Annotated in this window: 26 protein-coding genes and 1 tRNA gene; 4 read left to right on the plus strand and 23 right to left on the minus strand. The window is 45.2% G+C overall.

Features of this window, described 5'->3' with window-relative positions; translation table 11 throughout:
* Nucleotides 1-161 precede the first annotated feature (161 nt).
* From rplP to ruvB, 20 genes are all read right to left on the minus strand, one after another.
* Nucleotides 162-584 (minus strand): 50S ribosomal protein L16, encoded by a 423-nt coding sequence (rplP, locus tag WD077_04490; protein ID MEX0966473.1) that lies wholly within the window; start codon nt 582-584, stop codon nt 162-164.
* 23 nt (nt 585-607) lie between these two features.
* Complete coding sequence (rpsC, locus tag WD077_04495) at nt 608-1,348, minus strand: 30S ribosomal protein S3 (protein MEX0966474.1); 741 nt, start codon at nt 1,346-1,348, stop codon at nt 608-610.
* 19 nt (nt 1,349-1,367) lie between these two features.
* Nucleotides 1,368-1,769, minus strand: coding sequence for a 50S ribosomal protein L22 (rplV, locus tag WD077_04500; protein MEX0966475.1), 402 nt, complete (start codon nt 1,767-1,769; stop codon nt 1,368-1,370).
* A gap of 5 nt (nt 1,770-1,774) precedes the next feature.
* Nucleotides 1,775-2,050, minus strand: a complete 276-nt coding sequence (rpsS, locus tag WD077_04505) for a 30S ribosomal protein S19 (GenBank protein MEX0966476.1) — start codon at nt 2,048-2,050, stop codon at nt 1,775-1,777.
* Between the two features lie 3 nt (nt 2,051-2,053).
* Entirely contained in the window at nt 2,054-2,878 is an 825-nt protein-coding gene (gene rplB, locus WD077_04510) for a 50S ribosomal protein L2 (protein ID MEX0966477.1), read from the minus strand.
* A gap of 10 nt (nt 2,879-2,888) precedes the next feature.
* Nucleotides 2,889-3,179 carry a 50S ribosomal protein L23 gene (gene rplW / locus WD077_04515; protein MEX0966478.1) on the minus strand — a complete coding sequence of 97 codons (291 nt, stop codon included), beginning with the start codon at nt 3,177-3,179 and terminating at the stop codon, nt 2,889-2,891.
* Entirely contained in the window at nt 3,176-3,811 is a 636-nt protein-coding gene (gene rplD / locus WD077_04520; GenBank protein MEX0966479.1) for a 50S ribosomal protein L4, read from the minus strand. The genes rplW and rplD overlap by 4 nt, the downstream gene beginning before the upstream one ends.
* A gap of 18 nt (nt 3,812-3,829) precedes the next feature.
* A complete protein-coding gene (gene rplC / locus WD077_04525) occupies nt 3,830-4,447 on the minus strand; it encodes a 50S ribosomal protein L3 (GenBank protein MEX0966480.1) in 618 nt (205 codons plus the stop codon).
* Nucleotides 4,448-4,454: 7 nt separating this feature from the next.
* Nucleotides 4,455-4,760 (minus strand): 30S ribosomal protein S10, encoded by a 306-nt coding sequence (gene rpsJ, locus WD077_04530; GenBank protein ID MEX0966481.1) that lies wholly within the window; start codon nt 4,758-4,760, stop codon nt 4,455-4,457.
* A gap of 9 nt (nt 4,761-4,769) precedes the next feature.
* Complete coding sequence (gene fusA / locus WD077_04535; GenBank protein ID MEX0966482.1) at nt 4,770-6,884, minus strand: elongation factor G; 2,115 nt, start codon at nt 6,882-6,884, stop codon at nt 4,770-4,772.
* An 8-nt stretch (nt 6,885-6,892) separates the two neighbouring features.
* Nucleotides 6,893-7,360, minus strand: a complete 468-nt coding sequence (rpsG, locus tag WD077_04540) for a 30S ribosomal protein S7 (GenBank protein ID MEX0966483.1) — start codon at nt 7,358-7,360, stop codon at nt 6,893-6,895.
* 17 nt (nt 7,361-7,377) lie between these two features.
* Nucleotides 7,378-7,752 carry a 30S ribosomal protein S12 gene (rpsL, locus tag WD077_04545; GenBank protein MEX0966484.1) on the minus strand — a complete coding sequence of 125 codons (375 nt, stop codon included), beginning with the start codon at nt 7,750-7,752 and terminating at the stop codon, nt 7,378-7,380.
* A 147-nt stretch (nt 7,753-7,899) separates the two neighbouring features.
* On the minus strand, nt 7,900-9,024 hold the full coding sequence (locus WD077_04550) for a prolipoprotein diacylglyceryl transferase (protein ID MEX0966485.1): 1,125 nt from the start codon (nt 9,022-9,024) through the stop codon (nt 7,900-7,902).
* 18 nt (nt 9,025-9,042) lie between these two features.
* Nucleotides 9,043-9,573 carry a hypothetical protein gene (locus WD077_04555; protein MEX0966486.1) on the minus strand — a complete coding sequence of 177 codons (531 nt, stop codon included), beginning with the start codon at nt 9,571-9,573 and terminating at the stop codon, nt 9,043-9,045.
* Between the two features lie 70 nt (nt 9,574-9,643).
* The gene (locus tag WD077_04560; protein MEX0966487.1) at nt 9,644-10,849 is read right to left on the minus strand and encodes a peptidoglycan DD-metalloendopeptidase family protein; all 1,206 of its coding nucleotides are present in this window, start codon (nt 10,847-10,849) and stop codon (nt 9,644-9,646) included.
* Nucleotides 10,833-11,609: a DUF4292 domain-containing protein gene (locus WD077_04565; protein ID MEX0966488.1), complete on the minus strand. Its 777-nt coding sequence runs from the start codon at nt 11,607-11,609 to the stop codon at nt 10,833-10,835. The genes WD077_04560 and WD077_04565 overlap by 17 nt, the downstream gene beginning before the upstream one ends.
* Nucleotides 11,602-13,347, minus strand: a complete 1,746-nt coding sequence (locus WD077_04570) for a tetratricopeptide repeat protein (protein ID MEX0966489.1) — start codon at nt 13,345-13,347, stop codon at nt 11,602-11,604. The genes WD077_04565 and WD077_04570 overlap by 8 nt, the downstream gene beginning before the upstream one ends.
* Before the next feature lie 4 nt (nt 13,348-13,351).
* Nucleotides 13,352-14,356 (minus strand): sugar phosphate nucleotidyltransferase, encoded by a 1,005-nt coding sequence (locus WD077_04575; protein MEX0966490.1) that lies wholly within the window; start codon nt 14,354-14,356, stop codon nt 13,352-13,354.
* A 94-nt stretch (nt 14,357-14,450) separates the two neighbouring features.
* A complete protein-coding gene (gene dut, locus WD077_04580; GenBank protein ID MEX0966491.1) occupies nt 14,451-14,885 on the minus strand; it encodes a dUTP diphosphatase in 435 nt (144 codons plus the stop codon).
* Nucleotides 14,886-15,129: 244 nt separating this feature from the next.
* The gene (gene ruvB / locus WD077_04585; protein ID MEX0966492.1) at nt 15,130-16,155 is read right to left on the minus strand and encodes a Holliday junction branch migration DNA helicase RuvB; all 1,026 of its coding nucleotides are present in this window, start codon (nt 16,153-16,155) and stop codon (nt 15,130-15,132) included.
* A 111-nt stretch (nt 16,156-16,266) separates the two neighbouring features.
* Here ruvB and WD077_04590 point away from each other — a divergent pair.
* From WD077_04590 to WD077_04600, 3 genes are all read left to right on the plus strand, one after another.
* Nucleotides 16,267-16,340, plus strand: a tRNA-Met gene (locus WD077_04590).
* Nucleotides 16,341-16,573: 233 nt separating this feature from the next.
* Complete coding sequence (queG, locus tag WD077_04595; protein MEX0966493.1) at nt 16,574-17,494, plus strand: tRNA epoxyqueuosine(34) reductase QueG; 921 nt, start codon at nt 16,574-16,576, stop codon at nt 17,492-17,494.
* A 179-nt stretch (nt 17,495-17,673) separates the two neighbouring features.
* Nucleotides 17,674-18,102 (plus strand): VOC family protein, encoded by a 429-nt coding sequence (locus tag WD077_04600; GenBank protein MEX0966494.1) that lies wholly within the window; start codon nt 17,674-17,676, stop codon nt 18,100-18,102.
* A 122-nt stretch (nt 18,103-18,224) separates the two neighbouring features.
* Here WD077_04600 and WD077_04605 read toward each other — a convergent pair whose 3' ends face one another.
* The 3 genes from WD077_04605 to WD077_04615 form a co-directional block, all read right to left on the minus strand.
* A complete protein-coding gene (locus tag WD077_04605; GenBank protein ID MEX0966495.1) occupies nt 18,225-18,533 on the minus strand; it encodes an RNA polymerase alpha subunit C-terminal domain-containing protein in 309 nt (102 codons plus the stop codon).
* A gap of 56 nt (nt 18,534-18,589) precedes the next feature.
* Entirely contained in the window at nt 18,590-19,051 is a 462-nt protein-coding gene (locus tag WD077_04610) for a T9SS type A sorting domain-containing protein (protein MEX0966496.1), read from the minus strand.
* 69 nt (nt 19,052-19,120) lie between these two features.
* Nucleotides 19,121-20,041, minus strand: a complete 921-nt coding sequence (locus WD077_04615; GenBank protein MEX0966497.1) for a PQQ-dependent sugar dehydrogenase — start codon at nt 20,039-20,041, stop codon at nt 19,121-19,123.
* Between the two features lie 168 nt (nt 20,042-20,209).
* Here WD077_04615 and WD077_04620 point away from each other — a divergent pair, with 168 nt between their 5' ends.
* On the plus strand, nt 20,210-20,875 hold the full coding sequence (locus tag WD077_04620; GenBank protein ID MEX0966498.1) for a hypothetical protein: 666 nt from the start codon (nt 20,210-20,212) through the stop codon (nt 20,873-20,875).
* Nucleotides 20,876-20,881: the final 6 nt, after the last annotated feature.

The following is a 20,881-nucleotide window of genomic DNA, read 5'->3' on the forward strand; positions in this document are numbered from 1 at the left end:
GTGCAAAGGTAAATAACTTACCTGCTCTTCGGAAAAATTTGTTAATTAATTTTTTATGCTTCAAAACGCCCGGAGACAGCGTCCTTTCTACATGCTTCGCAAAAAAACCGGCCCAGGGCATTCACCTTTCACCGGGTAAGATGTACTAAGATAAATGGCCTCTAATCGGCCAGATAATCTCTACGTACAATGAACTTGGTAACACAGGGTAATTTTTGCGCTCCAAGACGCAATGCTTCCCTGGCTTCCGATTCTTTCACACCGTCAAGTTCAAAAAGCATTTTGCCAGGCCGGCAGGCTGCGACCCAATACTCTGGGCTACCCTTCCCTTTCCCCATACGAACCTCTGCCGGTTTCTTCGTCATAGGTTTATCAGGAAAAATTCTGATATAAACCTTTCCTTCACGTTTCACGAACCTGGTCATGGCAACACGTGCGGCTTCTATCTGGCGGGAAGTAATGAATACCGGTTCCAGGCATTTTATCCCGAAGGACCCGAATTCAATCTCTGCTCCTTTTGTGGCCAAACCCTTAATTCTGCCTTTCTGGGTTTTGCGATATTTTGTCTTCTTTGGCTGTAACATTATTTCTTACTTATTACGGCTTTCTAATTTTTTCTTCTTCTGCCTCTTCCACCACTCATTCTTTTGGGCATCTTCTCACGTCCGCCATCTCGCTCAGTTCCACGGCTTCCTGCACCAACATTAAGCGAAAGATCACGTCTTCCATAAACTTCACCTTTGCAAATCCAAACCTTGACTCCAATTTTTCCATAAACTGTATTGGATTCTGCCAGTGCGTAATCTATGTCGCTACGGAAGGTGTGCAACGGAATTCTTCCTTCCTTATATTCTTCTGAGCGGGCCATTTCAGCTCCGCCCAATCTTCCTGAACATTTGATTTTCACGCCTTCGGCCCCCATTCTCATAGTACTGGCGATAGACATCTTCATCGCCCTACGGAAAGAAATTCTGGCACGCAACTGCGAAGCGATATTCTCAGCTACCAGCCTTGCCTCCATTTCAGGTCGCTTAATTTCATAGATGTTGATCTGAACATCCTTCTTCGTGATCTTCTTAAGTTCCTCACGAAGTTTATCAACTTCACTTCCACCTTTACCGATAACAATACCCGGACGGGAGGTATGAATGGTCACGGTGACACGCTTTAATGTACGTTCTATGACGATCCGTGCTAAACCACCTTTGGGTATCCGTGCATGAATATACTTTCGGATCTTATCATCCTCAAGAAGCTTTTCTGCGTAATCCTTATCGCCATACCAATTGGACTCCCATCCTCTGATATAGCCCAGGCGCAATGAAATCGGGTTGACTTTTTGTCCCATACTTTACTCTTATCGGTAATTAACTTTCTGTTTCTTCGCTTATTTCTTCCACTTCGGCCACCTCTGAGGTTTCACTTACCAACCCGTCAACAGTGATCGTAATGTGATTATATCTTTTCCTGATTCGATGGGCACGGCCCTGTGGCGCAGGTTGAATGCGTTTCAAAACGCGGCCTCCATCTACAGTTATCGTTTTTACTGTCAGCCCACTCTCTTCTATTGATAATTCCTCGTTCTTTTCCTGCCAGTTAGCAATCGCAGAGAGCAGCACCTTTTCCATCTCTTTAGCATAGGCCTTTTTAGGATGAAGTTTCAGTGTATACAGCGCCTTCTCAACGGGAAGTCCACGAATGATGTCAGCCAGAAGCCGCATCTTCCGGGGAGAATGAGGTGAGTTGATATATTTAGATACTGCTTCCATTCTTCTTATCTTTTAGAACCCTTTTTAGCTGCATGACCCCGGAAAGTACGGGTAGTTGCAAATTCGCCCAATTTATGGCCAACCATATTTTCGGTAACATATACCGGTATAAATTTATTACCATTATGAACAGCGATGGTATGGCCAACAAATTCCGGGGTGATCATTGATCTTCTTGACCAGGTCTTGATTACGGATTTTTTGCCGCCTTCATTCATTGCCTCTATCTTCCTTTCCAATTTATAGAAGACATAAGGTCCTTTTTTAATCGATCTGCTCATTGGTTATTTTTTCCTTCTGTCAATGATATACTTGTTTGAATGCTTTTTAGGCTTACGGGTCTTTTTGCCTTTTGCATAAAGTCCGGTGCGTGAACGGGGATGACCTCCCGAGGCCTTGCCTTCTCCACCACCCATCGGGTGATCCACCGGATTCATAGCTACACCTCTCACCCTCGGACGTCTGCCGTGCCACCTGTTCCGGCCGGCCTTTCCCATAATGATAAGTGAGTGGTCAGCATTTGATACTGAACCTACCGTTGCCATGCATTCTACCAGAACCATCCTGCTTTCACCAGATGGCATCTTGAGCGTTGCATACCGGCCTTCCCGTGCTACAAGCTGAGCATAAGATCCGGCACTTCTGGCAATAATTCCACCTGCCTGCGGGCGTAATTCGATATTATGAATTATGGTTCCTAATGGCAGGCTTTTGAGCTTTGTGGCATTTCCCAACTCAGGAGCCACTGCATCGCCAGAAATAATTTGCTGCCCTACTTTCAAACCTTCAGGCGCAATGATATATCTCTTTTCGCCATCCACATAATTCAGCAGGGCAATAAATGCCGTACGATTAGGATCGTATTCAACCGTGGCAACCTTTGCCGGTATATCCTTTTTATCCCGCTTAAAGTCTACGATCCGGTAAAGACGTTTGTGGCCTCCCCCCAATTGTCTCACGGTCATTTTGCCCGTATTGTTCCGGCCACCACTCCTCATGATTGAGGTAGTAAGGCTCTTCTCAGGTTTATCGGTGGTAACTTCCTTGTAGGAATTCAGGATCGCGAATCGCTGTCCTGCGGTTACCGGTTTAAGTCTTCTAACCGCCATTTCTTATTGCTTACACTTCACTGTAAAAATCTATTTCCTGACCTTCTTTCAGAGCGACAATGGCTTTCTTGAAATCACGCCTGCGGCCAGAAATTATATTCCGCTTAGTGTATTTCTGCTTTGTCTTTCCGGCATAGATCATTGTGCGGATATCCGTCACTTTAACATCATAAAGTTTTTCAATCTCCGCCTTAATCTCTGGTTTGGTAGCCTTTTTATCTACGATAAATCCATATTGGTTTAGACGTTCTCCCAAACTTGTGAATTTTTCTGTAATCAGAGGCTTTCTAATGATATTCATTTCCCTCTATTAAAAGTTTCGCTCAATTTATTTACTGAACTTTCCATCAGCACCAGGGTATTGCAGTTCATCAATGCGTAAGTATTCACTTTATCAGCCGTAGAAATGAGTGTATTCGGCAGATTGCGCGCTGACAACATGATATTCCGGTCCTCTGCTTTCAGCACCATCAACGTCTTTTTATCAGAAATCTGAAGGCGCGTCAATAATTCCGAGAAGGACTTTGTTTTCGGTGCATCAAATTGGAAATCCTCCAGCACCAAAAGTTGGTTGTTTTTTGCCTTGTATGATAAAGCAGATTTTCTGGCCAACTGTTTCACCTTTTTATTCAGCTTAATTTCATAATCCCGAGGACGGGGACCAAAAGCCCTGCCTCCTCCCCGGAAAATCGGATTCTTGATATCTCCAACCCGGGCCGCACCAGTGCCTTTTTGCTTGCGCAGTTTTTTCGTTGAACCTTTTACAAAGGATCTTTCCTTAGTACTGTGCGTTCCCTGACGTTTGTTCGCCAGAATTCGCTTTACATCCAGGTAGATCGCGTGATCATTCGGCTCAAGACCGAATACATCTTCAGGAAGATTAAGCTTTTTGCCCGTCTTCTCCCCATTTGAGTTGATTATTTCAAGTTCCATCTTATCCGCTTCCCGGTATTATCTTTCAATTCTAATGATTGCTCCTATTGCTCCTGGAACTGCTCCTTTAAGCATGATGAGATTCTTTTCAGGAAGTATTCTCACTACCCTCAGATTTTGCATCATTACCCTGGAATTTCCTGTTTGGCCAGCCATGCGCATTCCTTTAAAAACACGTGAAGGAAATGATGAAGCGCCCAAAGATCCCGGTGCCCTCTGCCGGTTATGCTGACCGTGCGTAGCACCTCCTACTCCTGCAAAACCATGGCGTTTTACCACGCCCTGGAATCCTTTTCCTTTGGAAACTCCCACCACGTCAACGAATTCTCCCTCCTCGAAGATGTCTACTTTCAATTCATCCCCAGGATTCAATTCTTTTTCAAAATCCCGTATTTCCATCAATTTCCTTTTGGGAGTAGTTCCGGAAGCTTTGAAATGGCCTCTCAACGCACTAGTTGTGTGCTTTTCCTTTTTTTCGCCATAGCCTATCTGAACAGCCGAGTATCCATCCCTGTCCGAAGTCTTTACTTGCGTAATAACACATGGACCGGCTTCAATTACAGTTACCGGGATGTGGCGGCCCTCCTCATCAAAGAGGCTGGTCATTCCTATTTTTCTACCTAAAATTCCAAGCATGGCTTTATCACACCTTTATTTCTACGTCCACACCACTGGGAAGTTCCAGTTTCATAAGTGCGTCCACGGTTTTTGAACTACTACTGAAAATATCAATCAGGCGCTTATGAGAGCAAAGTTGAAATTGCTCTCTTGACTCCTTGTTTACGTGAGGAGACCGAAGCACTGTATAGATTTTCTTTTCTGATGGCAAAGGAATGGGGCCACTTACCACGGCACCCGTTGTCTTTACTGTTTTTACGATCTTCTCCGCTGATTTATCCACCAGGTTGTAGTCGTAAGACTTTAATTTAATTCTGATTTTCTGACTCATTTCCAGTTATTAAACTTTTTCGGCCTGACCTTTTAATTTGGTTAATACCTCATCGGATATACCTTGTGGAACAGGATCATAATGGGAGAATACCACAGTAGAAACTCCTCGTCCGGAAGTGATGGTTCTTAATGCCGTTACATATCCAAAGAGTTCGGAAAGTGGAACCTTGGCTTTTATTACCTGGGCGTCTCCGCGAGAGTCAATACCTTCTAGCTGGCCGCGTCTCCTGTTAAGGTCGCCCATTACATCACCCATATATTCTTCAGGTGTAACTACTTCTACACTCATTATAGGCTCAAGCAAAATGGGGCCGGCCTTACGGCAGGATTCCCGGTATGCCATCTTAGCGCACATTTCAAATGAAATAGCATCTGAGTCAACTGCGTGAAAAGAACCGTCAAACAGGCGTACTTTCATTGAATCCACTTCATATCCTGCAAGAACACCGTTTTCCATGGCTTGATTGAAGCCTTTCTGAATAGACGGAATAAATTCCCTGGGAATTGAACCTCCAACGATCTCATTCACAAACTGCAATCCCAACTCGCCTGCATCTGCCGGGCCTACTTCAACGGAAATATCCGCGAACTTACCCCGGCCACCTGTTTGCTTTTTGTAAACCTCACGATGCGTAATTGATTTGGTAATTGCTTCTTTATATGCAACTTGTGGGGCTCCCTGATTGCAATCCACTTTAAACTCACGTTTAAGTCGGTCCACAATAATCTCCAGGTGAAGCTCGCCCATTCCGCGAATCACGGTTTGACCGGTTTCATCATCAGTATGCACCCTGAATGTAGGATCCTCTTCAGACAACTTCGCGAGTGCTACACCCAGTTTATCAACATCAGCCTGAGTTTTGGGCTCAATGGCGATTCCAATTACAGGTTCCGGGAATTCGATATTTTCCAGGATAATAGGCTTCTTTTCATAACAGAGCGTATCTCCCGTTTTTATGTCTTTAAATCCTACTGCTGCACCGATTTCGCCTGCCGCGATATTGTCAATTGGATTTTGCTTGTTAGCGTGCATCTGAAAAATCCGCGAAATGCGCTCCTTTTTATTGGTACGCATATTTTGGACATAAGAACCTGCATCCAGATTTCCGGAATACACCCTGAAAAACGCCAGGCGCCCTACATAAGGGTCTGTCATGATCTTAAATGCAAGCGCTGAAAAAGGCTCATTGATATCAGGCTTTCTGATTTCTTCAGCTTCAGTATCAGGATTTACTCCAACAATAGGAGGCATATCCAAAGGAGAAGGAAGATACCTGACCACTGCATTCAGCAGGGCTTGAACCCCTTTATTTTTAAAGGCAGAGCCACACATCATTGGCGTAATGGCCAAGTCAATGGTCGCTTTACGAATCGCATGAACTAATTCATCTTCAGAGATCGAATCCGGATCCTCAAAAAATTTCTCCAGCAGTTTGTCATCATATTCGGCTACTGATTCAATCAGTTTTTCGCGCCATTCATTAGACAACTCTACCATATCTTCAGGAATGTCAATGCTTTCATACTTCATCCCGAAGCCTTCTTCATCCCAGATAATGGCTTTCATTGTGAGGAGATCCACAACACCTTTAAACTCTGCTTCAGCACCGATAGGAATTGTCAATGGAACCGGCTTAGCTCCAAGTTTGGTTCGTACCTGATTTACAACGCTGAAAAAATCAGCCCCGGCCCGATCCATTTTATTTACGAATCCCAGTCGGGGAACTTTGTATTTAGTGGCCTGGCGCCAAACGGTCTCGCTCTGAGGCTCTACACCACCTACAGCACAAAACAAAGCGATTGCTCCGTCAAGAACGCGCAATGATCTTTCTACTTCAACGGTAAAATCCACGTGGCCTGGAGTATCAATGATATTAATAATGTGGTTCTCATTATTAAACATCCAATAAGTTTTGGTGGAAGCCGAGGTAATGGTGATTCCACGCTCCTGCTCCTGCACCATCCAGTCCATGGTAGCGGTTCCTTCATGCACTTCACCTATTTTATAATTAATCCCGGTGTAGTACAAAATACGCTCAGTCGTGGTGGTTTTACCGGCATCTATGTGTGCCATGATGCCAATATTCCTTAATAACCTAAGATCCTTATTTTCGAGTGCCATTATTTCTTTTAAAATCTAAAATGGGAGAATGCACGGTTTGCGTCCGCCATTCTGTGAGTATCTTCTTTTTTCTTCACAGCGGCCCCTTCTCCATTTGCAGCCGCCATAATCTCAGCCGCCAGTTTATCAGCCAGGGACTTTCCACTTCTTTTCCTGGTGTAGAAAATCAACCACCTCATGCCAAGTGCTGTTTTCCGGCCTGCTCTCACTTCCATAGGGATCTGGAAGGTGGCTCCTCCTACTCTCCGGCTTTTCACTTCAACTGACGGTGTAATATTGGTGAGGGCTTTTTTCCAAATCTCCAGCCCGTTTTCCTTGGTTTTACCTTCCACAATGTCCAGCGCATCATATACCACTTTATATGCAGTGCTCTTTTTGCCGTCCAGCATCAGGTTGTTTACAAACTTTGCAAGCACCTCATCCTTATAGCGTGGATCCGGGGTAAGACGAAGTTTTTTAGGTTTAGCTTTTCTCATTGTCTGTGATCAGAAAATTATTTCTTCGGCCGTTTGGTGCCGTATTTACTTCTTCCTTGTTTACGGTTGTCAACGCCTGCCGTATCCAGCGCGCCACGTATAATGTGGTAGCGAACTCCAGGCAAGTCTTTTACCCTGCCTCCCCTGATCAGCACAATAGAGTGCTCCTGAAGATTATGGCCTTCACCAGGAATATATACGTTCACTTCCTTTGAATTAGTAAGGCGTACTCTTGCCACTTTCCTCATTGCCGAATTCGGCTTCTTCGGTGTTGTTGTATAAACCCGGGTGCAAACGCCCCGTTTTTGTGGGCAGGAATCAAGCGCAGGAGATTTACTCTTCTTTTTAATTTGCTTTCTTCCTTTCCGGATTAACTGTTGAATCGTAGGCATATCTTAATGTTTCTACATTACCCCTCGAATAAGGGAGTGCAAAGGTATAGGATTGGTATACCATTCACAAAAAATGTTTCTGAATTTTTATAGACGTAAGGGGCCGTTTGAAACACCGTTTTCATAAGGCATCCGGAATATAAAACCTTACTTCTGCCGCTGTTGCGGATTAACGTTGTTCTCCACCTTCCGGGCACGCAGGCTTCTTATTAAAATGAATATCCCGATTATAATAAAAGGGATGCTCAGTAACTGACCCATATTCAGGGCCATTTGCTCCTCAAAACCCACTTGCGGTGCTTTAAAGAATTCCACCACAAAACGCACACTAAAGAGAAGTGACAGGAATAATCCAAATAAAGAACCTACCGGGGTTCGTGACATCATCTTTAAATACAACCCTCCAAGAAGCAAGAAAATGAGCAAATAACTCAGGCCCTCGTAAAGCTGAGAAGGATGACGTGGAATGCCGTTCGCTATAAAACTTGCATGAAGGGTTCCATCCGGACTTTGAGCAATCTGTGGATTCAGCGACTCCGGCAACTGCACATTTTCCCAAATCTCTTCGTAGCTGTTAAAAAGGCTGCGCAATTGAGTATTGACAAATAAACCGGCCTGGTCAGCCTCCATCCGGCTTTCTGTTGTAAAGATAATCCTGTATTCCAGGCCAGCTAATGATAATGCCTCTGTTGCGGTATCAGACCCCGGATGGGCATTTACTTCCACATCTTCTATGTATTCCGGATAAGCTGCCTCCAATCTGCTTTCACTTGGCTTGGCGTATACAAATCCATAGGAAACGTCAGTTGGTTTGCCATAGACTTCTGAATTCATAAGATTGCCTGCACGAATAAAAAAACCGGCTAATGCCACTGTGATCACAAGCCTGTCAAGTATCCAGAGGAAAGAATGGGAATGGAATTTTTTTACTGAATAATATACTGCCAGCAAGATACCTATTGCAGCACCATGACTGGCAAGGCCGCCTTCCCATACATATAAGATCTCGATGGGATTGTCCAGATAATAATCGGGCTGATAAAAGAGCACATGGCCCAATCTTGCTCCTGCCACCGCTCCAATGATAATGTTCATAGAGAGCTTATCCAACTGTTCGATCTTAACGTCTTCCCATTTGTAGAAACGGGCCATTAATACGTAGCCTAAGAAAAACGACAAGGCCCAGGAAAGCCCATACCAACGTGGGGTTACCGGTCCAATTGTGAAAATCTCCGGGGCTACGTCCCAGATTATAAACGATAAGAAGTGCATCACGGGATGAAAACGCTTTTAGTTATTGGGAGAGTTGGCAGCATTGGGTTGTTCTTCACCCGCAGGAGTATCGGCAGGATCCGGAGGTGAATGCATTTCTGGCCGGGACACACGAAGGGCTTCATCTAAACGTTTACGATAGTCCTCAAGCAGCATTCGCTGGTCAGCCAAAAATTGACTCCATTTTTCACGCACCTCTTCTTCTCCCTCTGACTCAGTAAGTATTTTGAAAAACTGATCGCTTATCGTAGAATACATTTCAGTCAGTTCGCGCTGTGTTTCTGACATCATTGTGAAATGCCAGCCCCCGGCTGGGTTTGCCGCACCGGGATTATGCATCACCTCCTGCCCTAAATGATGCTGATGCTCCCTTGCCTGGTTGAGAAGGTCCAAATATTCGGCTGCCAGATCCCGCCTTTCATTGTTTATTTCCTGTACCCATTCCTGATTAAAGGATGCATTGCCACAAGCGGAAAAAAGAAATGTAAATAATATAACAACAAAGCCGGAAACGCTCCGGAACAGCTTGAAAAAAGAATTCAACTTCATAGGATTGTAAAATTTGAGCAAAGATAGAAGAATTGACTTTCCTGATATGGGTTCGGGAGCCTTAGCCAGACTAGCGGTAGAGCCACGTCTGCGGATTCATTTTTTCAAAGTTCTTCCAAATTTCAAAATGCAGTTCCGAAGCACCTGTTTTTGGATTGTAATTGACCACACCCAAGGTCTGTTTAGTCTTTACCTGATCACCGGGCTTTACCACCACCTGCGCGAGATTACCATATACCGTGAAGTAGTCGCCATGCTTCATCATCACGGCTGTACCTTGCCCCGGCAAACGAATGACTCTTACCACTTCGCCATTAAATACTGCCCTGGCCAGCGCTCCTTTACTGGTTTGAAAATCCACACCATTATTATAGGTTTTGACGCCCGGCAAATCAGGATGGCTGTGCTCGCCAAATGTTTGTGAAATAAAGCCCTTTTCCACTGGCCATGGAAGCTTCGCCTTATTGGTGGTAAAATCTGCCGAAAGTTTAGCTGCCTCAGGCGTAAGGGCATAAGAGGTACCCGCAGTACCGCTTTTGGCACGTGAAGCTTTTATTTCAGCTTCTATGATATCCTTTATCGCTTTATCAAGACTGGCTTTGGCTGCCTGTTCTTCGCGCAACTGTCGCTGCAATTCCTGGTTTTTACTCTTCAACTGGCTCACCAGACTTCCTTTGCTGCTCTTATCTTGCTCCAGTTCCTGCTTCTCGTCAGTCTGTTTTGCAAGCAAACTTCTTTTATCTGCAATCTGAGCCTGCAGGTCATCCATCCTGAAACTGAGCGCTTCCTGCGTTTCCTTGATCAATTCAATTTGCTTCTTCCGGTATTCTGTAAAATACTGAAGAAATTTCAATCGCTGGTAGGCTGCATTAAATGATTCAGCCGAGAAGATAAAGACAAGCTCATTGTAGGCACTGTGATTTTTATATGCGTAATAAACCAGCTTGGCGTACTCCTCCTTGAGTTGCAGAAGATCGCGCTCCATTGCGTCTACTACTCCCTGGGTTTCGCGGATATTTTCATTCAGAATTCCAATTTCGCTGCTGATGGCCTGGATCAGTTCCTCACGACTCCGAATTTGCTCATTCAGCACGCCCAGGTATTTCACCGTTTGCCGCTGCTGCTGAGTAGTTTCGTTGATAAGCTTCTTGGTAAACTCAATTTGCTCCTCTGCCTTTTTGCGCTTTTCCTCTAGCTGACTGCGGTTCTGGCCCGGCAGCACCTGGGGAAGTACAAACAGCAGAAACAAGAAGAGCAGGCTACTTTTTGCGATCATAACTGGCTGGTATGCTATAGGGCATATCCTGGGACTCATTGATTATATACCGCGTAAAATTAATATCCAATGATAAATCCTGCGGTTCATCCAAAACTAATCTAATTCCTTGTGGAAAATGCTTACCCCCTATTTCCTTAAAATTGGAATAATGAAGATCAAACTTTTGATTATTCGGCTGATCTTCATAGTGAATTCTTGAGGGACGAAAAATTGAAGGGAGCAGCCACAACATTTCACTTCCACGCTGACTGTGGTTCGTAAGCAGTATCAGACCATTCTCCGCCTGTGCGTCAAATTTGCGCGACACGGGGACAATGGAATTTCCCAAAATTAAATCCTGCAGAAGGGCGAACGTCAATTCCGGAACGCCCGTAAATTTTCTGATTTCATCAAAGTTCAACACCTGGTATTCCTTATTAATGCGATCCAATACCAGCGCACTGTCAGGGGAGATAACGATCCGGGCAATTTCAATCCCGAATAGTGGAGTAACCGACATCCAAAGCATGCTGTCCTGCTGCATTCGCAGGTTTACAGTGGCACTTATATTCTGGTCTTCATCCTTAAAACTGATTTTGCACCGCCCGGAAAGCCATTCAAATCCTGCCCTGTTCTCATCCAGTTCTCCCATTAAAAATTTTGTATTGAGATAATTTCGGGGAACTCCCGCAACTTCTTTTTTTGACCGGCAGGAACTCATCATTAAGCAGGAAACCAGAAAAAAAAGCAGGATGGCAGGAAGGCGAAGACTATTCATAGAGGCGCTTCTCCTTTATCTTCTTTTCCAGGTTTACAGAATCTGAGCCGCTGGCCAGCGCCTTCTGCCATTGCTCTACGGCCTTGCCGGTTTCACCCAGTTGAAAAAGAACGTCTCCATAATGTTCCAGCACTTCAGCGCTTTCGGGACTTTTTTGAAGGGCTTGCTCAATGTAGGTTTTGGCCTCAGCATAGTTGCCGAGTTTATATAATATCCAGCCGTAAGTATCCAGATAAGATGCATTTCCGGGTTCCAGAGAAAGTGAACGTTTGCTCATTTCCTGCGCCTCTTCCAGCCTTTCTCCCCGAAGGGACAGGTAATAAGCATAATTATTCAGCGCCACCGCATTATCAGGATTGAGATCGAGCGCCTTTTCAAACTGCTCATCTGATGCTTTATAATTTTCCTGGCGATAATAGGCTTCCGCAAGGTTTGCATGAAACTGTCCCTGCAGGTTGGGGTTTCCTACGGTGATTGAGAGACCCGTTTCCAATACCGAAACAGCTTCCTTATAATCTTCCAGTTGCAAATTGGCCACTCCTTCAAAAAAGTACAGAATTGGCTGATTAGGGAAATATTCCTGCGCTGTACGACTTTCTGATTTCATCGCCTCCCAGTCACTCAGCTCCGATTCGATGAAGAGCAATTGCTGCCAAACGGCAAATACATTTTGCTGCAACTCCACGCTTTGGCGGTACTGTTTCCGGGCCTCCTTCTTCTGATTGTCGCGGTATAACAAATCACCATACAGGGCATGTGCTTTAGCTTCTCCGGGGTGGGCCTCTATCAGCATTTCCGCCAGGGTAAACGCTTCCTCTTTATTTTCATTCGTAAACCCCTGCATTAGGTAGTTTCCGTAAATAATCTCCACCTTCTGGTCTATATCCACCTCCGGATTATTAAAAGCCTGCTTCAGATAATACGCTGCTCTTTCATAGTTTCTTTGGCTGCGGTAGTATTCTGCCAGTGCCATTTGCACCTTTCCGTTGGTTGAATCTATTTCGGCCATTTGCTCCAGCACTTCAAAAGCCTTTTCATGATAGCCGTTCACCTGGTAAACGTCAGCAAGGATCTTGTAATACCTGAGATCCTGTGGTGACTGGTCTATCAGTTTCCGGATTTCTTTTGCCGCCTTCTCCACTTCGTTTTGCCGCAAGTATATTTTGTGCTTTTGCAAAACGACTATCTCATTCACGCCCAGTTGTTTCTCCATGCGTTCATAGACCTCAAGCGCCTTTTGAGGCTGGTTGGCAAATAGATACATATTTGCCATGCTGTTATAATATTCAGCATTTTCCGGTTCAAGGCCAGTGAGTTTGCCATACACACCCGCAGCCCCCAAAAAATTCTTTTGCTGTTCGAGTATTTGGGCTTTGATGATATAATACCATTTATTATCCGGCTCGTATTTTATCGCCTGATCAACATGGCCGAGGGCCTCATCCATCCGCGACATTGAAAAATAGGCTCGCGCCAGTTCATAATTGGCAGGTGCATGAGTTTCATCAATATTCAGTGCCTTCTCAAAATTCTCGGCAGCTTTATCAGCATTTCCCACCATGCTCTGTTTGGTGCCTTCATAATAATAGTTGTCAAACTCAAGCTGCTTCAGAAAGTCCGTGTCCTTCTTTGCCGGAACCGTGGAAGGCGTACCCTGTGCCAGCCGCTCTCTTTTGCAGGAGGTAGATAGCAGCACTAAACAGGACAGGACTACCAGTGGGAATTTTAATTTTATCAAAAGATTATAATTTTAATTTCGAGAAATCACCGATGCTCACATCGTGTGAACCCTCTTCATATTCAACATGGCTGCCAATCATAGAGTTGGCCAGGTTTGAATTAATGATCTGGCTGTCATTCATAATGATGCTGTTCTTAACGACAGAAGATTCAATGAGCGTATGAGGCCCTACAGAAACTGACGGCCCTACAACGGAGTTAGAAATTTTTGCCCCGGAAGCGATATAACAGGGTTTCAGGATAATGGAATTGCTGATCTCCGCATTTTCAGAAATAAGTTCTTCATCACGGATCATTTCCAGCACCTCGCGGTTTGTATCCACAGTCGCGTCCTTATTGCCGCAATCCAGCCACTTTTTCACTGTCAGCGCCTTCAGTTTCAGTCCCTTGTTCTTCATATTTTCCAGCGCATTGGTAAGCTGGAATTCTCCTTTATCCTTAATATCATTATCAATAAGATACTGAAGTTCGCTCCGCAGCATCTCCCCATCCTTGAAGTAATAAATACCAATAATCGCAAGGTTTGAGATGTGCTCCTTGGGTTTCTCAACAAATCTGTGGATCAACCCATTCGCATCCGTTTGCACCACCCCGAAAGATGAAGGGTTCTCCACTTCCTTGGTCCAGATGCTTCCATCCTGTTCAGGGTCCAGCTTGATGTCCGCATTAAATAAAGTATCGGCAAAGGCCACCACCAGGTTTCCTGAAAGCGATGGGCCTGCGCAAAGAATGGCATGTCCTGTTCCGAGCGGTTCATCCTGGTAATAAATGCTGCTTCGGGCTCCAATTCCGGCAGCAATGTCCGCCAGGTCTTGCTCTACCTTTTGTCCAAAGTCACCAATCACGTAGGCAACTTCCTCAATTTTTTCGTCCACCATTCCGGCAATATCTTCTACCAGTCGTTGCACAATGGGTTTTCCGGCTATAGGTATTAAAGGTTTGGGTGTGGTGAGGGTATGCGGGCGCATTCTTTTTCCCATGCCCGCCATCGGCACAATGATTTTCATCTATTTATTAATGATTTTCCCAATTCGATTTTTTGAAATCAGGTAAGGTTGAGGTTAAATTAAAAATTCAGTTTTATTCAAGCTCCTGCTTATGTTATTTTTCTCCGGTATGGCCATAGCCGCCATCCCCCCGTATAGTAGCGGAAATATCATCCACGGGCTGCCATTCCACCCTTTCGTGTTTGGCCACGATCATTTGGGCAATGCGCTGTCCGCTCTCAATCTCCACGCGCTCGCGGGATAAGTTTACAAGGAGCACCCGGATCTCGCCACGGTAGTCGGCATCAATGGTTCCAGGGCTGTTGAGCACCGTTACGCCACTTCGTGCTGCCAGTCCGCTTCGGGGCCTTATCTGCGCTTCAAATCCTGGTGGAAGTTCAATGTAAAGGCCGGTGGGGATCACCTGGCGCTCCATCGGCTCAAGTGCTATGCTTTGCTTCAGGTCAGCCCGCAGGTCCATGCCGGCAGCAAGGGCGCTTTGGTAGGCCGGCAATTCATGCTGCGAACGGTTAATGATTTTGATATCCAATAGAAGGGGCCTTTTTTCGGGTGCAAATTTAGCAGAAAAAAGTGGGTCGGGAAGTGGCTGAACTATTTGAAAGTTTGCCGTCTGCATTAATTTGTTATTAAATATTAAATCTGTATCAACAGCATTTTAATAATTAATTTAAATTTTTAGCAAAACGATTATAAACTGCTCTGCTCTATTCTTTGAAAACCCGGAATCCCTCCGCACCAATTCATATAAAAGCCAGGCGTTCATCAACCTTCCTTTAAAACAGCCCACCTTCCGTATTTCTGTAAACCTTGCCCATGTGCGTGTAGGCGCGCTCCGTAGCCTGCCGTCCTCGAGGCGTGCGTTTTATAAAGCCCTCCATAATGAGATAAGGTTCATACACTTCCTCAATGGTGCCGGGTTCTTCGCCCACGGCAGTGGCAATGGTGCTGAGGCCAACCGGGCCACCTTTGAATTTCTCCACAATTGCCTCCAGGATCTTGTTGTCCATTTGATCCAGACCATGATCATCCACATTCAGTGCTTCCAGTGCGTATTTGGCAATCTCCATTGTGATGGTTCCATCTCCTTTGATCTGGGCAAAATCCCGTACACGCCTGAGCAACGCATTGGCAATCCGGGGTGTTCCGCGGCTTCTCCGGGCAATTTCTTTAGCCGCGTCCTTGTTGAGGATCACGTTCAGGATGGCTGCCGAGCGCTTAATGATATGTTCCAGCAATTCGTGGTTGTAATAGTCAAGCCGGGACGTTATCCCGAAGCGGGCGCGCAAAGGTTCGGTGAGCAATCCACTCCTGGTGGTTGCCCCCACAAGTGTGAAAGGATTGAGCTTTAACTGCACGGAGCGGGCGCTGGGGCCACTTTCCAGCATAATGTCAATTTTATAATCCTCCATCGCAGAGTAGAGGTATTCCTCAACAACGGGGCTGAGGCGGTGGATTTCATCAATAAAGAGGATGTCCCTTTCTTCGAGGTTTGTGAGCAGGCCGGCCAAGTTGCCAGGCTTGTCGAGAACCGGCCCGCTAGTAACTTTGATGCCTGCCTCAAGTTCATTGGCAATGATAAAGGCAAGCGTGGTTTTGCCTAATCCTGGTGGGCCGTGCAGCAACACATGGTCCAGCGCTTCGCCCCGCTGGTTGGCAGCCTGTACAAATATCAGGAGGTTCTCTACCAGTTGCTTTTGCCCCTGAAAATCATGGAATGACCGGGGCCTGAGTTCCTGTTCAGCTTCTTTTTCCACTTCCGAAATCGTATTGAGCGGGCGGCTATTTTCTTCGTCTTCCATCATTGCAGCAAAGATTGGTAGATATAAGGAGATAATGAAGCGGGACTTTTAGATGCGGCTATTGACAATGATTCAGCAGTGATTCCATAAATTTGCACACCGAAAAAAAATGGCGAGGTAGCTCAGGCGGTTAGAGCGCAGGATTCATAACCCTGAGGTCGGGAGTTCGATTCTCCCCCTCGCTACTAATGGAAAAAGGGATGTGTAACGCATCCCTTTTTTGTTTTACCGGCATCTCCTTCCGGAACTAAGGAATTTCAAAAATACCAGCTAATGCTTCCCGGTTCAAGGCCGGAAACTCCTGAGGCAAGAAATTGAGTTTGGTCTCTTAGCAGGCTCATTTGTAAAATTCTTGCTCCGGCACCATGCCACATTCAGGATGTTATTTTTGAACTATTAAAATTTCCTGAAAATTCAAATGTCTGCTTCCAATACCGAAATTGTTAAACGCATTGCCGTAAATCTTGGCTTTAGCTACTGCGGCATTGCCAGGGCTGCCCCGCTGGATGATGAAGCGCGGAAGCTCGAACAATGGCTGAAGCAGGGACAGCACGGGGAGATGGCCTATATGGAGCGTCATTTCGATATGCGTATTGATCCGCGAAAACTGGTGCCGGGCGCACGCTCAGTGATCTCCCTTTTGTACAACTACTTTCCTGTAACCACGCAACCCGCTGATGCAGAAGTTAAGATCAGCAAATATGCCTATGGCCGTGACTACCACAAGGTGATCCGCAAAAAACTGAAGCAATTCCTGCTGCAATTGAGGCAGCAGATTGGTGATGTGCATGGCCGTGGATTCGTGGATTCTGCCCCGGTAATGGACAAAGCCTGGGCACAGCGGGCTGGCACCGGATGGCTGGGGAAACATACCAATCTCATTAACAAACAGCAGGGAAGTTTTTTCTTTATCGCGAATCTCATCACCGATCTGGAGTTGCAACCTGACCCGCCTGTGCGCGACTACTGCGGCACCTGCACACGCTGCATTGATGCCTGCCCCACTGATGCCATCACGCCTTATTCGGTGGATGCCAACCGCTGCATTTCGTATCTCACCATTGAACTGAAAGATCGTATCCCCGATCACTTTAAAGATAAAATGGAGGATTGGGCTTTTGGCTGCGACATCTGTCAGGACGTCTGTCCCTGGAACCGTTTCTCAAAGCCGCATCAGGAACCGGACTTTAAAATGAAACCTGAAATTGCCGCCTGGAATATTAAAGAATGGGAAGAAATGACCGAACATATTTTCGATAAAGCATTTGAAGGTTCGCCCATTAAAAGGACCAAATTCTCCGGCATGAAAAGAAATATTAGTTTTTTAAAAAAACAATAAACCATAGGATACTATAAACTAGTAATAGTATTATGTAAGCTGATGTAAGCTATTCTATTTATAATTAAAATAAATGCGTTTTCTATTCTTTAAAAAATATTCCAGAATCTGAGGATTCTTGTTGGCGAAAACTAATAAATATTCTATAATATTGCTTATTAAATCAAACAAACAATAAGATGAAAAACCTGAATGTTTATCTCAATTTTCCAGGCAATTGCGAGGAAGCGCTTAACTTTTACAAGGATTGCTTCAAAGGCAACATAAAGTCGAAGCAAACTTATGGCGATGCGCCTCCGGATCCCGGCATGAAAATCCCTTCCGGACATAAAGACAAGATCCTTCATTCTGAATTGGAGGCGGATGGGATCTATTTCATGGCTTGCGATGCGATGCCCGGCCAGGATAGCGTTACGTTTGGTAACAATGTTTCGCTAAGTATAAACCTTGACGATGAAACAGAGCAAACCCGCATTTTTGATGCGCTCTTAAAAGGTGGGACGCAAATCATGCCGCTCGAAAATACATTTTGGGGCGCCCGCTTCGGAATGCTAAAAGACAAGTTCGGGATCAACTGGATGCTGAATTGCCAGAAAGAAGAGAAATAGCAATAATTCTTTCCAAAGGTTAATTCTGCTTTGATGGGCAGGATCCGGGTATTCCGGGTCCTGCCGATTTCATTTTAACAATGGAAAGTTAAAGGATAAAAGAGTTTCCTTTTTTAAATGCCTTATTTTTTATTTTCATCCTTAAACGCAAGCCCTTTCTCTTCTAAAGCCTTCCTTAATACCGGCATACTTGCTTTTCCCATTCCGTGAAGTTTTAATATTTCTTTCTCTGTATGAGCAGATAGCTTTTCCAGCGTATCTATTCCCTTATAATGCAAGAGCGCGCTTCTGGCGGGTGAAGAAAGCCGGGCAAGAAAGCCTTCAGAAGGCTTTTTCTCTTTTTCACAAGTTGGACAGGTGGGACAATCGGTACTCTTGTAATATTTATGTCCATTCTTACAAGTTCTTAATGTTCCTTTTGTTGTTCCCATTTTTTTGACGCCAAATCCTTTTTGATCCTTATTTTATCCTGCCTCGCCCTTTTTGGTTATTTTATAAGAGAAAGTTTATGAGTGGTTATGTTTCCTTCCGTCCTGAATACCAGAAGATATACACCCTGCTCTAAATCAGAGCCATCATCAGATTTTGCTTTCCAGGTGATATTGTGTTCTCCATTGGTAAAATGATTATCGGCAAGTGTGCGGACCGTGCGACCAGTCATATCCAAAACCTCAATCTTCACGTGCATAGGTTTCTTTAGCTGATACCTGATATCGAGTTGATCAGAAAAAGGATTGGGACCCGACCATACCCGAACTCCTCCATCAGTGAGGTTCTTTGTAATCCCTGTTCCCTCTTCCGTTGTGATTTTGAATATATCACCTCCTCTTTCTGCGATGTAAAGTTCACCATCCACACCTTCGCCAAACGTAGTGAAGCTATTGGTAGTTTTCGATCCCTGGTCAGTGGTATCCCAACCACCGGCACCATCCGGATATAGTGTCCACAATCTTCCGGAACACAGATCGGTAAACAAGTAGTGGCCTGTCAGGTCAGGGAAGTCAGAGCCGCGATATATTTATCCTCCCAAAATGGCACACCCATAAGTTGCGTTGTTAGGATATTCAAATACGGGGAAGTCATAGTCGCCCATGCTGCCGCAGTCCTGGGGCTCAAAGGAGTGATCTCCTTCATAGCAATCCCAGCCCCAGTTCATTCCACCAGGGCCGCCAGCCGCTTCAAAATTGATCTCCTCCCAGTCATCCTGGCCCACATCAGGAAGCCACATATCTCCCGTTTGCCGGTCAAAACTAAAACGGAAAGGGTTGCGCAAACTCATGGCCCAAATTTCATCCAAAACAGCCGGATTGCCCACAAAAGGATTGGTAGCCGGAATTTCGTAAGGGCTGGTACCGTCCACATCTATTCGCATCATTTTTCCCAACAGTGTAGATCCATCCTGCGCGTTTTCCTCCGGGTCTCCTGCCGAGCCTCCGTCACCCAGCCCAAAATACAGGTAGCCGTCAGGGCCAAAATGCAGGGCTCCGGCATTGTGATTTTCAAATGGCTGAGACTGTGTGAGCAGAATCAGCTCACTGCCGGGATCCGCCACATTTGAATCAGAAGCTGCTACAGAAAAGCGGGAAATATGGGTTGCTCCGTCTGGCTCTGAGGTGTAGTTTACATAAAAGTAGCCGTTGGTTTTAAAATCAGGATGAAAGGCAAGTCCCAGGAGTCCCTGTTCATTTTCTTCGTCCTCCACTCGTGCGCTTATATCCAGAAATGGTGTGGCAACCAGGTCTCCATCGGCTGTAACGATCCTGATCAGGCCAGGCTGTTCCGTTACAAATAGTCGTGAATCCCCCGCATGGGTAACCTCCGTAATCATGTTCAATCCTGTCGCGAAAGGATCAAGAATAATTTCAGGATCCTGCGCATGTGATTTGTAAACGAAAGCGCTTATAGCCAATATGGTCAGAAAAAGGAAAATATTTTTCATAATATTAAGTGTTTAACATTAAAAAAAGCAGGTTTTTTATCCATACAAAATATTCAAAGGCATTGTTCAGGATTATATATTTAGCTCAGGTGCCTAAATATTATATAGTACCTTATATTCCGCTCCTTTTCATATGCAGTAATTGCACATCATTATAAACATCACGAGATGAGCGAAAAAAGCCGCATCGAAATCGTCTTAGAGTTTACCAGATTACTATTATGGCCTATACTAGCCATTGCAGCCTTTCTTTGGTTTAAGGAGGACGTTACGGAGATGCTGAAAAGCCGCACCTTCAAATTTGGAGTATTTGAAGTGGGCGACCGGATCCAAAACCTTGAGAATAATGTTCAGGGCGAGCTGATTCAGCAAAAGGATTATCTTGACTCAATTCGGAACAATTCAACCCGGCCGGAGAAGGTAGAGAAGTATGTTGATCTGGCCGTCCAGTCTCTTGAAAAGGCGCAAACTGGGGTAAAAAAAGATGTCCAGGAAATTCAGAGATCTATGCCAGACGAAAGCGAGTCGCTCACTTCGGCAAGTGAAAGAAATGTGGCTGAGCCAAAAACAGCAAATGAATGGGAACGAATCGGTTTTGAAAAAATTCTGGAGAAAGAAATTGAACCGGCAATTGAAGCATTTACGATGGCTGAAAGGAGATGGCCAACCTATCACAACGTGGCGGAGATAAGGAGACTGCTGGTGAACCGGAACTCAGAACTTCAGGACAAAAACAGCCCGAAATGGACGGAACTGAACCAAAAGATATTAGCAGACTATTCCTGGGGTATGCCACCGGACGCGAGAAGAAAAATGCAGAAAACCGTGGATTGAATCCCT

This window comes from Bacteroidia bacterium (assembly GCA_040880525.1).
Classification (GTDB): Bacteria; Bacteroidota; Bacteroidia; order CAILMK01; family JBBDIG01; genus JBBDIG01.

What these genes read in the sequence shown, in the direction of transcription:
- WD077_04615 (MEX0966497.1), bottom strand. Translation starts at nt 20,041, where the DNA reads ATGAAAAATATTTTCCTTTTTCTGACCATATTGGCTATAAGCGCTTTC.
- queG (MEX0966493.1), top strand. Translation starts at nt 16,574, where the DNA reads ATGTCTGCTTCCAATACCGAAATTGTTAAACGCATTGCCGTAAATCTT.
- WD077_04565 (MEX0966488.1), bottom strand. Translation starts at nt 11,609, where the DNA reads ATGAATAGTCTTCGCCTTCCTGCCATCCTGCTTTTTTTTCTGGTTTCC.
- WD077_04555 (MEX0966486.1), bottom strand. Translation starts at nt 9,573, where the DNA reads ATGAAGTTGAATTCTTTTTTCAAGCTGTTCCGGAGCGTTTCCGGCTTT.
- rplD (MEX0966479.1), bottom strand. Translation starts at nt 3,811, where the DNA reads ATGGAACTTGAAATAATCAACTCAAATGGGGAGAAGACGGGCAAAAAG.
- rplC (MEX0966480.1), bottom strand. Translation starts at nt 4,447, where the DNA reads ATGCTTGGAATTTTAGGTAGAAAAATAGGAATGACCAGCCTCTTTGAT.
- rpsC (MEX0966474.1), bottom strand. Translation starts at nt 1,348, where the DNA reads ATGGGACAAAAAGTCAACCCGATTTCATTGCGCCTGGGCTATATCAGA.
- fusA (MEX0966482.1), bottom strand. Translation starts at nt 6,884, where the DNA reads ATGGCACTCGAAAATAAGGATCTTAGGTTATTAAGGAATATTGGCATC.
- rplV (MEX0966475.1), bottom strand. Translation starts at nt 1,769, where the DNA reads ATGGAAGCAGTATCTAAATATATCAACTCACCTCATTCTCCCCGGAAG.
- WD077_04600 (MEX0966494.1), top strand. Translation starts at nt 17,674, where the DNA reads ATGAAAAACCTGAATGTTTATCTCAATTTTCCAGGCAATTGCGAGGAA.
- rplP (MEX0966473.1), bottom strand. Translation starts at nt 584, where the DNA reads ATGTTACAGCCAAAGAAGACAAAATATCGCAAAACCCAGAAAGGCAGA.
- WD077_04605 (MEX0966495.1), bottom strand. Translation starts at nt 18,533, where the DNA reads ATGGGAACAACAAAAGGAACATTAAGAACTTGTAAGAATGGACATAAA.
- WD077_04575 (MEX0966490.1), bottom strand. Translation starts at nt 14,356, where the DNA reads ATGAAAATCATTGTGCCGATGGCGGGCATGGGAAAAAGAATGCGCCCG.
- rplB (MEX0966477.1), bottom strand. Translation starts at nt 2,878, where the DNA reads ATGGCGGTTAGAAGACTTAAACCGGTAACCGCAGGACAGCGATTCGCG.
- rpsS (MEX0966476.1), bottom strand. Translation starts at nt 2,050, where the DNA reads ATGAGCAGATCGATTAAAAAAGGACCTTATGTCTTCTATAAATTGGAA.
- rplW (MEX0966478.1), bottom strand. Translation starts at nt 3,179, where the DNA reads ATGAATATCATTAGAAAGCCTCTGATTACAGAAAAATTCACAAGTTTG.
- ruvB (MEX0966492.1), bottom strand. Translation starts at nt 16,155, where the DNA reads ATGGAAGACGAAGAAAATAGCCGCCCGCTCAATACGATTTCGGAAGTG.
- rpsG (MEX0966483.1), bottom strand. Translation starts at nt 7,360, where the DNA reads ATGAGAAAAGCTAAACCTAAAAAACTTCGTCTTACCCCGGATCCACGC.
- WD077_04550 (MEX0966485.1), bottom strand. Translation starts at nt 9,024, where the DNA reads ATGCACTTCTTATCGTTTATAATCTGGGACGTAGCCCCGGAGATTTTC.
- WD077_04560 (MEX0966487.1), bottom strand. Translation starts at nt 10,849, where the DNA reads ATGATCGCAAAAAGTAGCCTGCTCTTCTTGTTTCTGCTGTTTGTACTT.
- WD077_04620 (MEX0966498.1), top strand. Translation starts at nt 20,210, where the DNA reads ATGAGCGAAAAAAGCCGCATCGAAATCGTCTTAGAGTTTACCAGATTA.
- rpsJ (MEX0966481.1), bottom strand. Translation starts at nt 4,760, where the DNA reads ATGAGTCAGAAAATCAGAATTAAATTAAAGTCTTACGACTACAACCTG.
- rpsL (MEX0966484.1), bottom strand. Translation starts at nt 7,752, where the DNA reads ATGCCTACGATTCAACAGTTAATCCGGAAAGGAAGAAAGCAAATTAAA.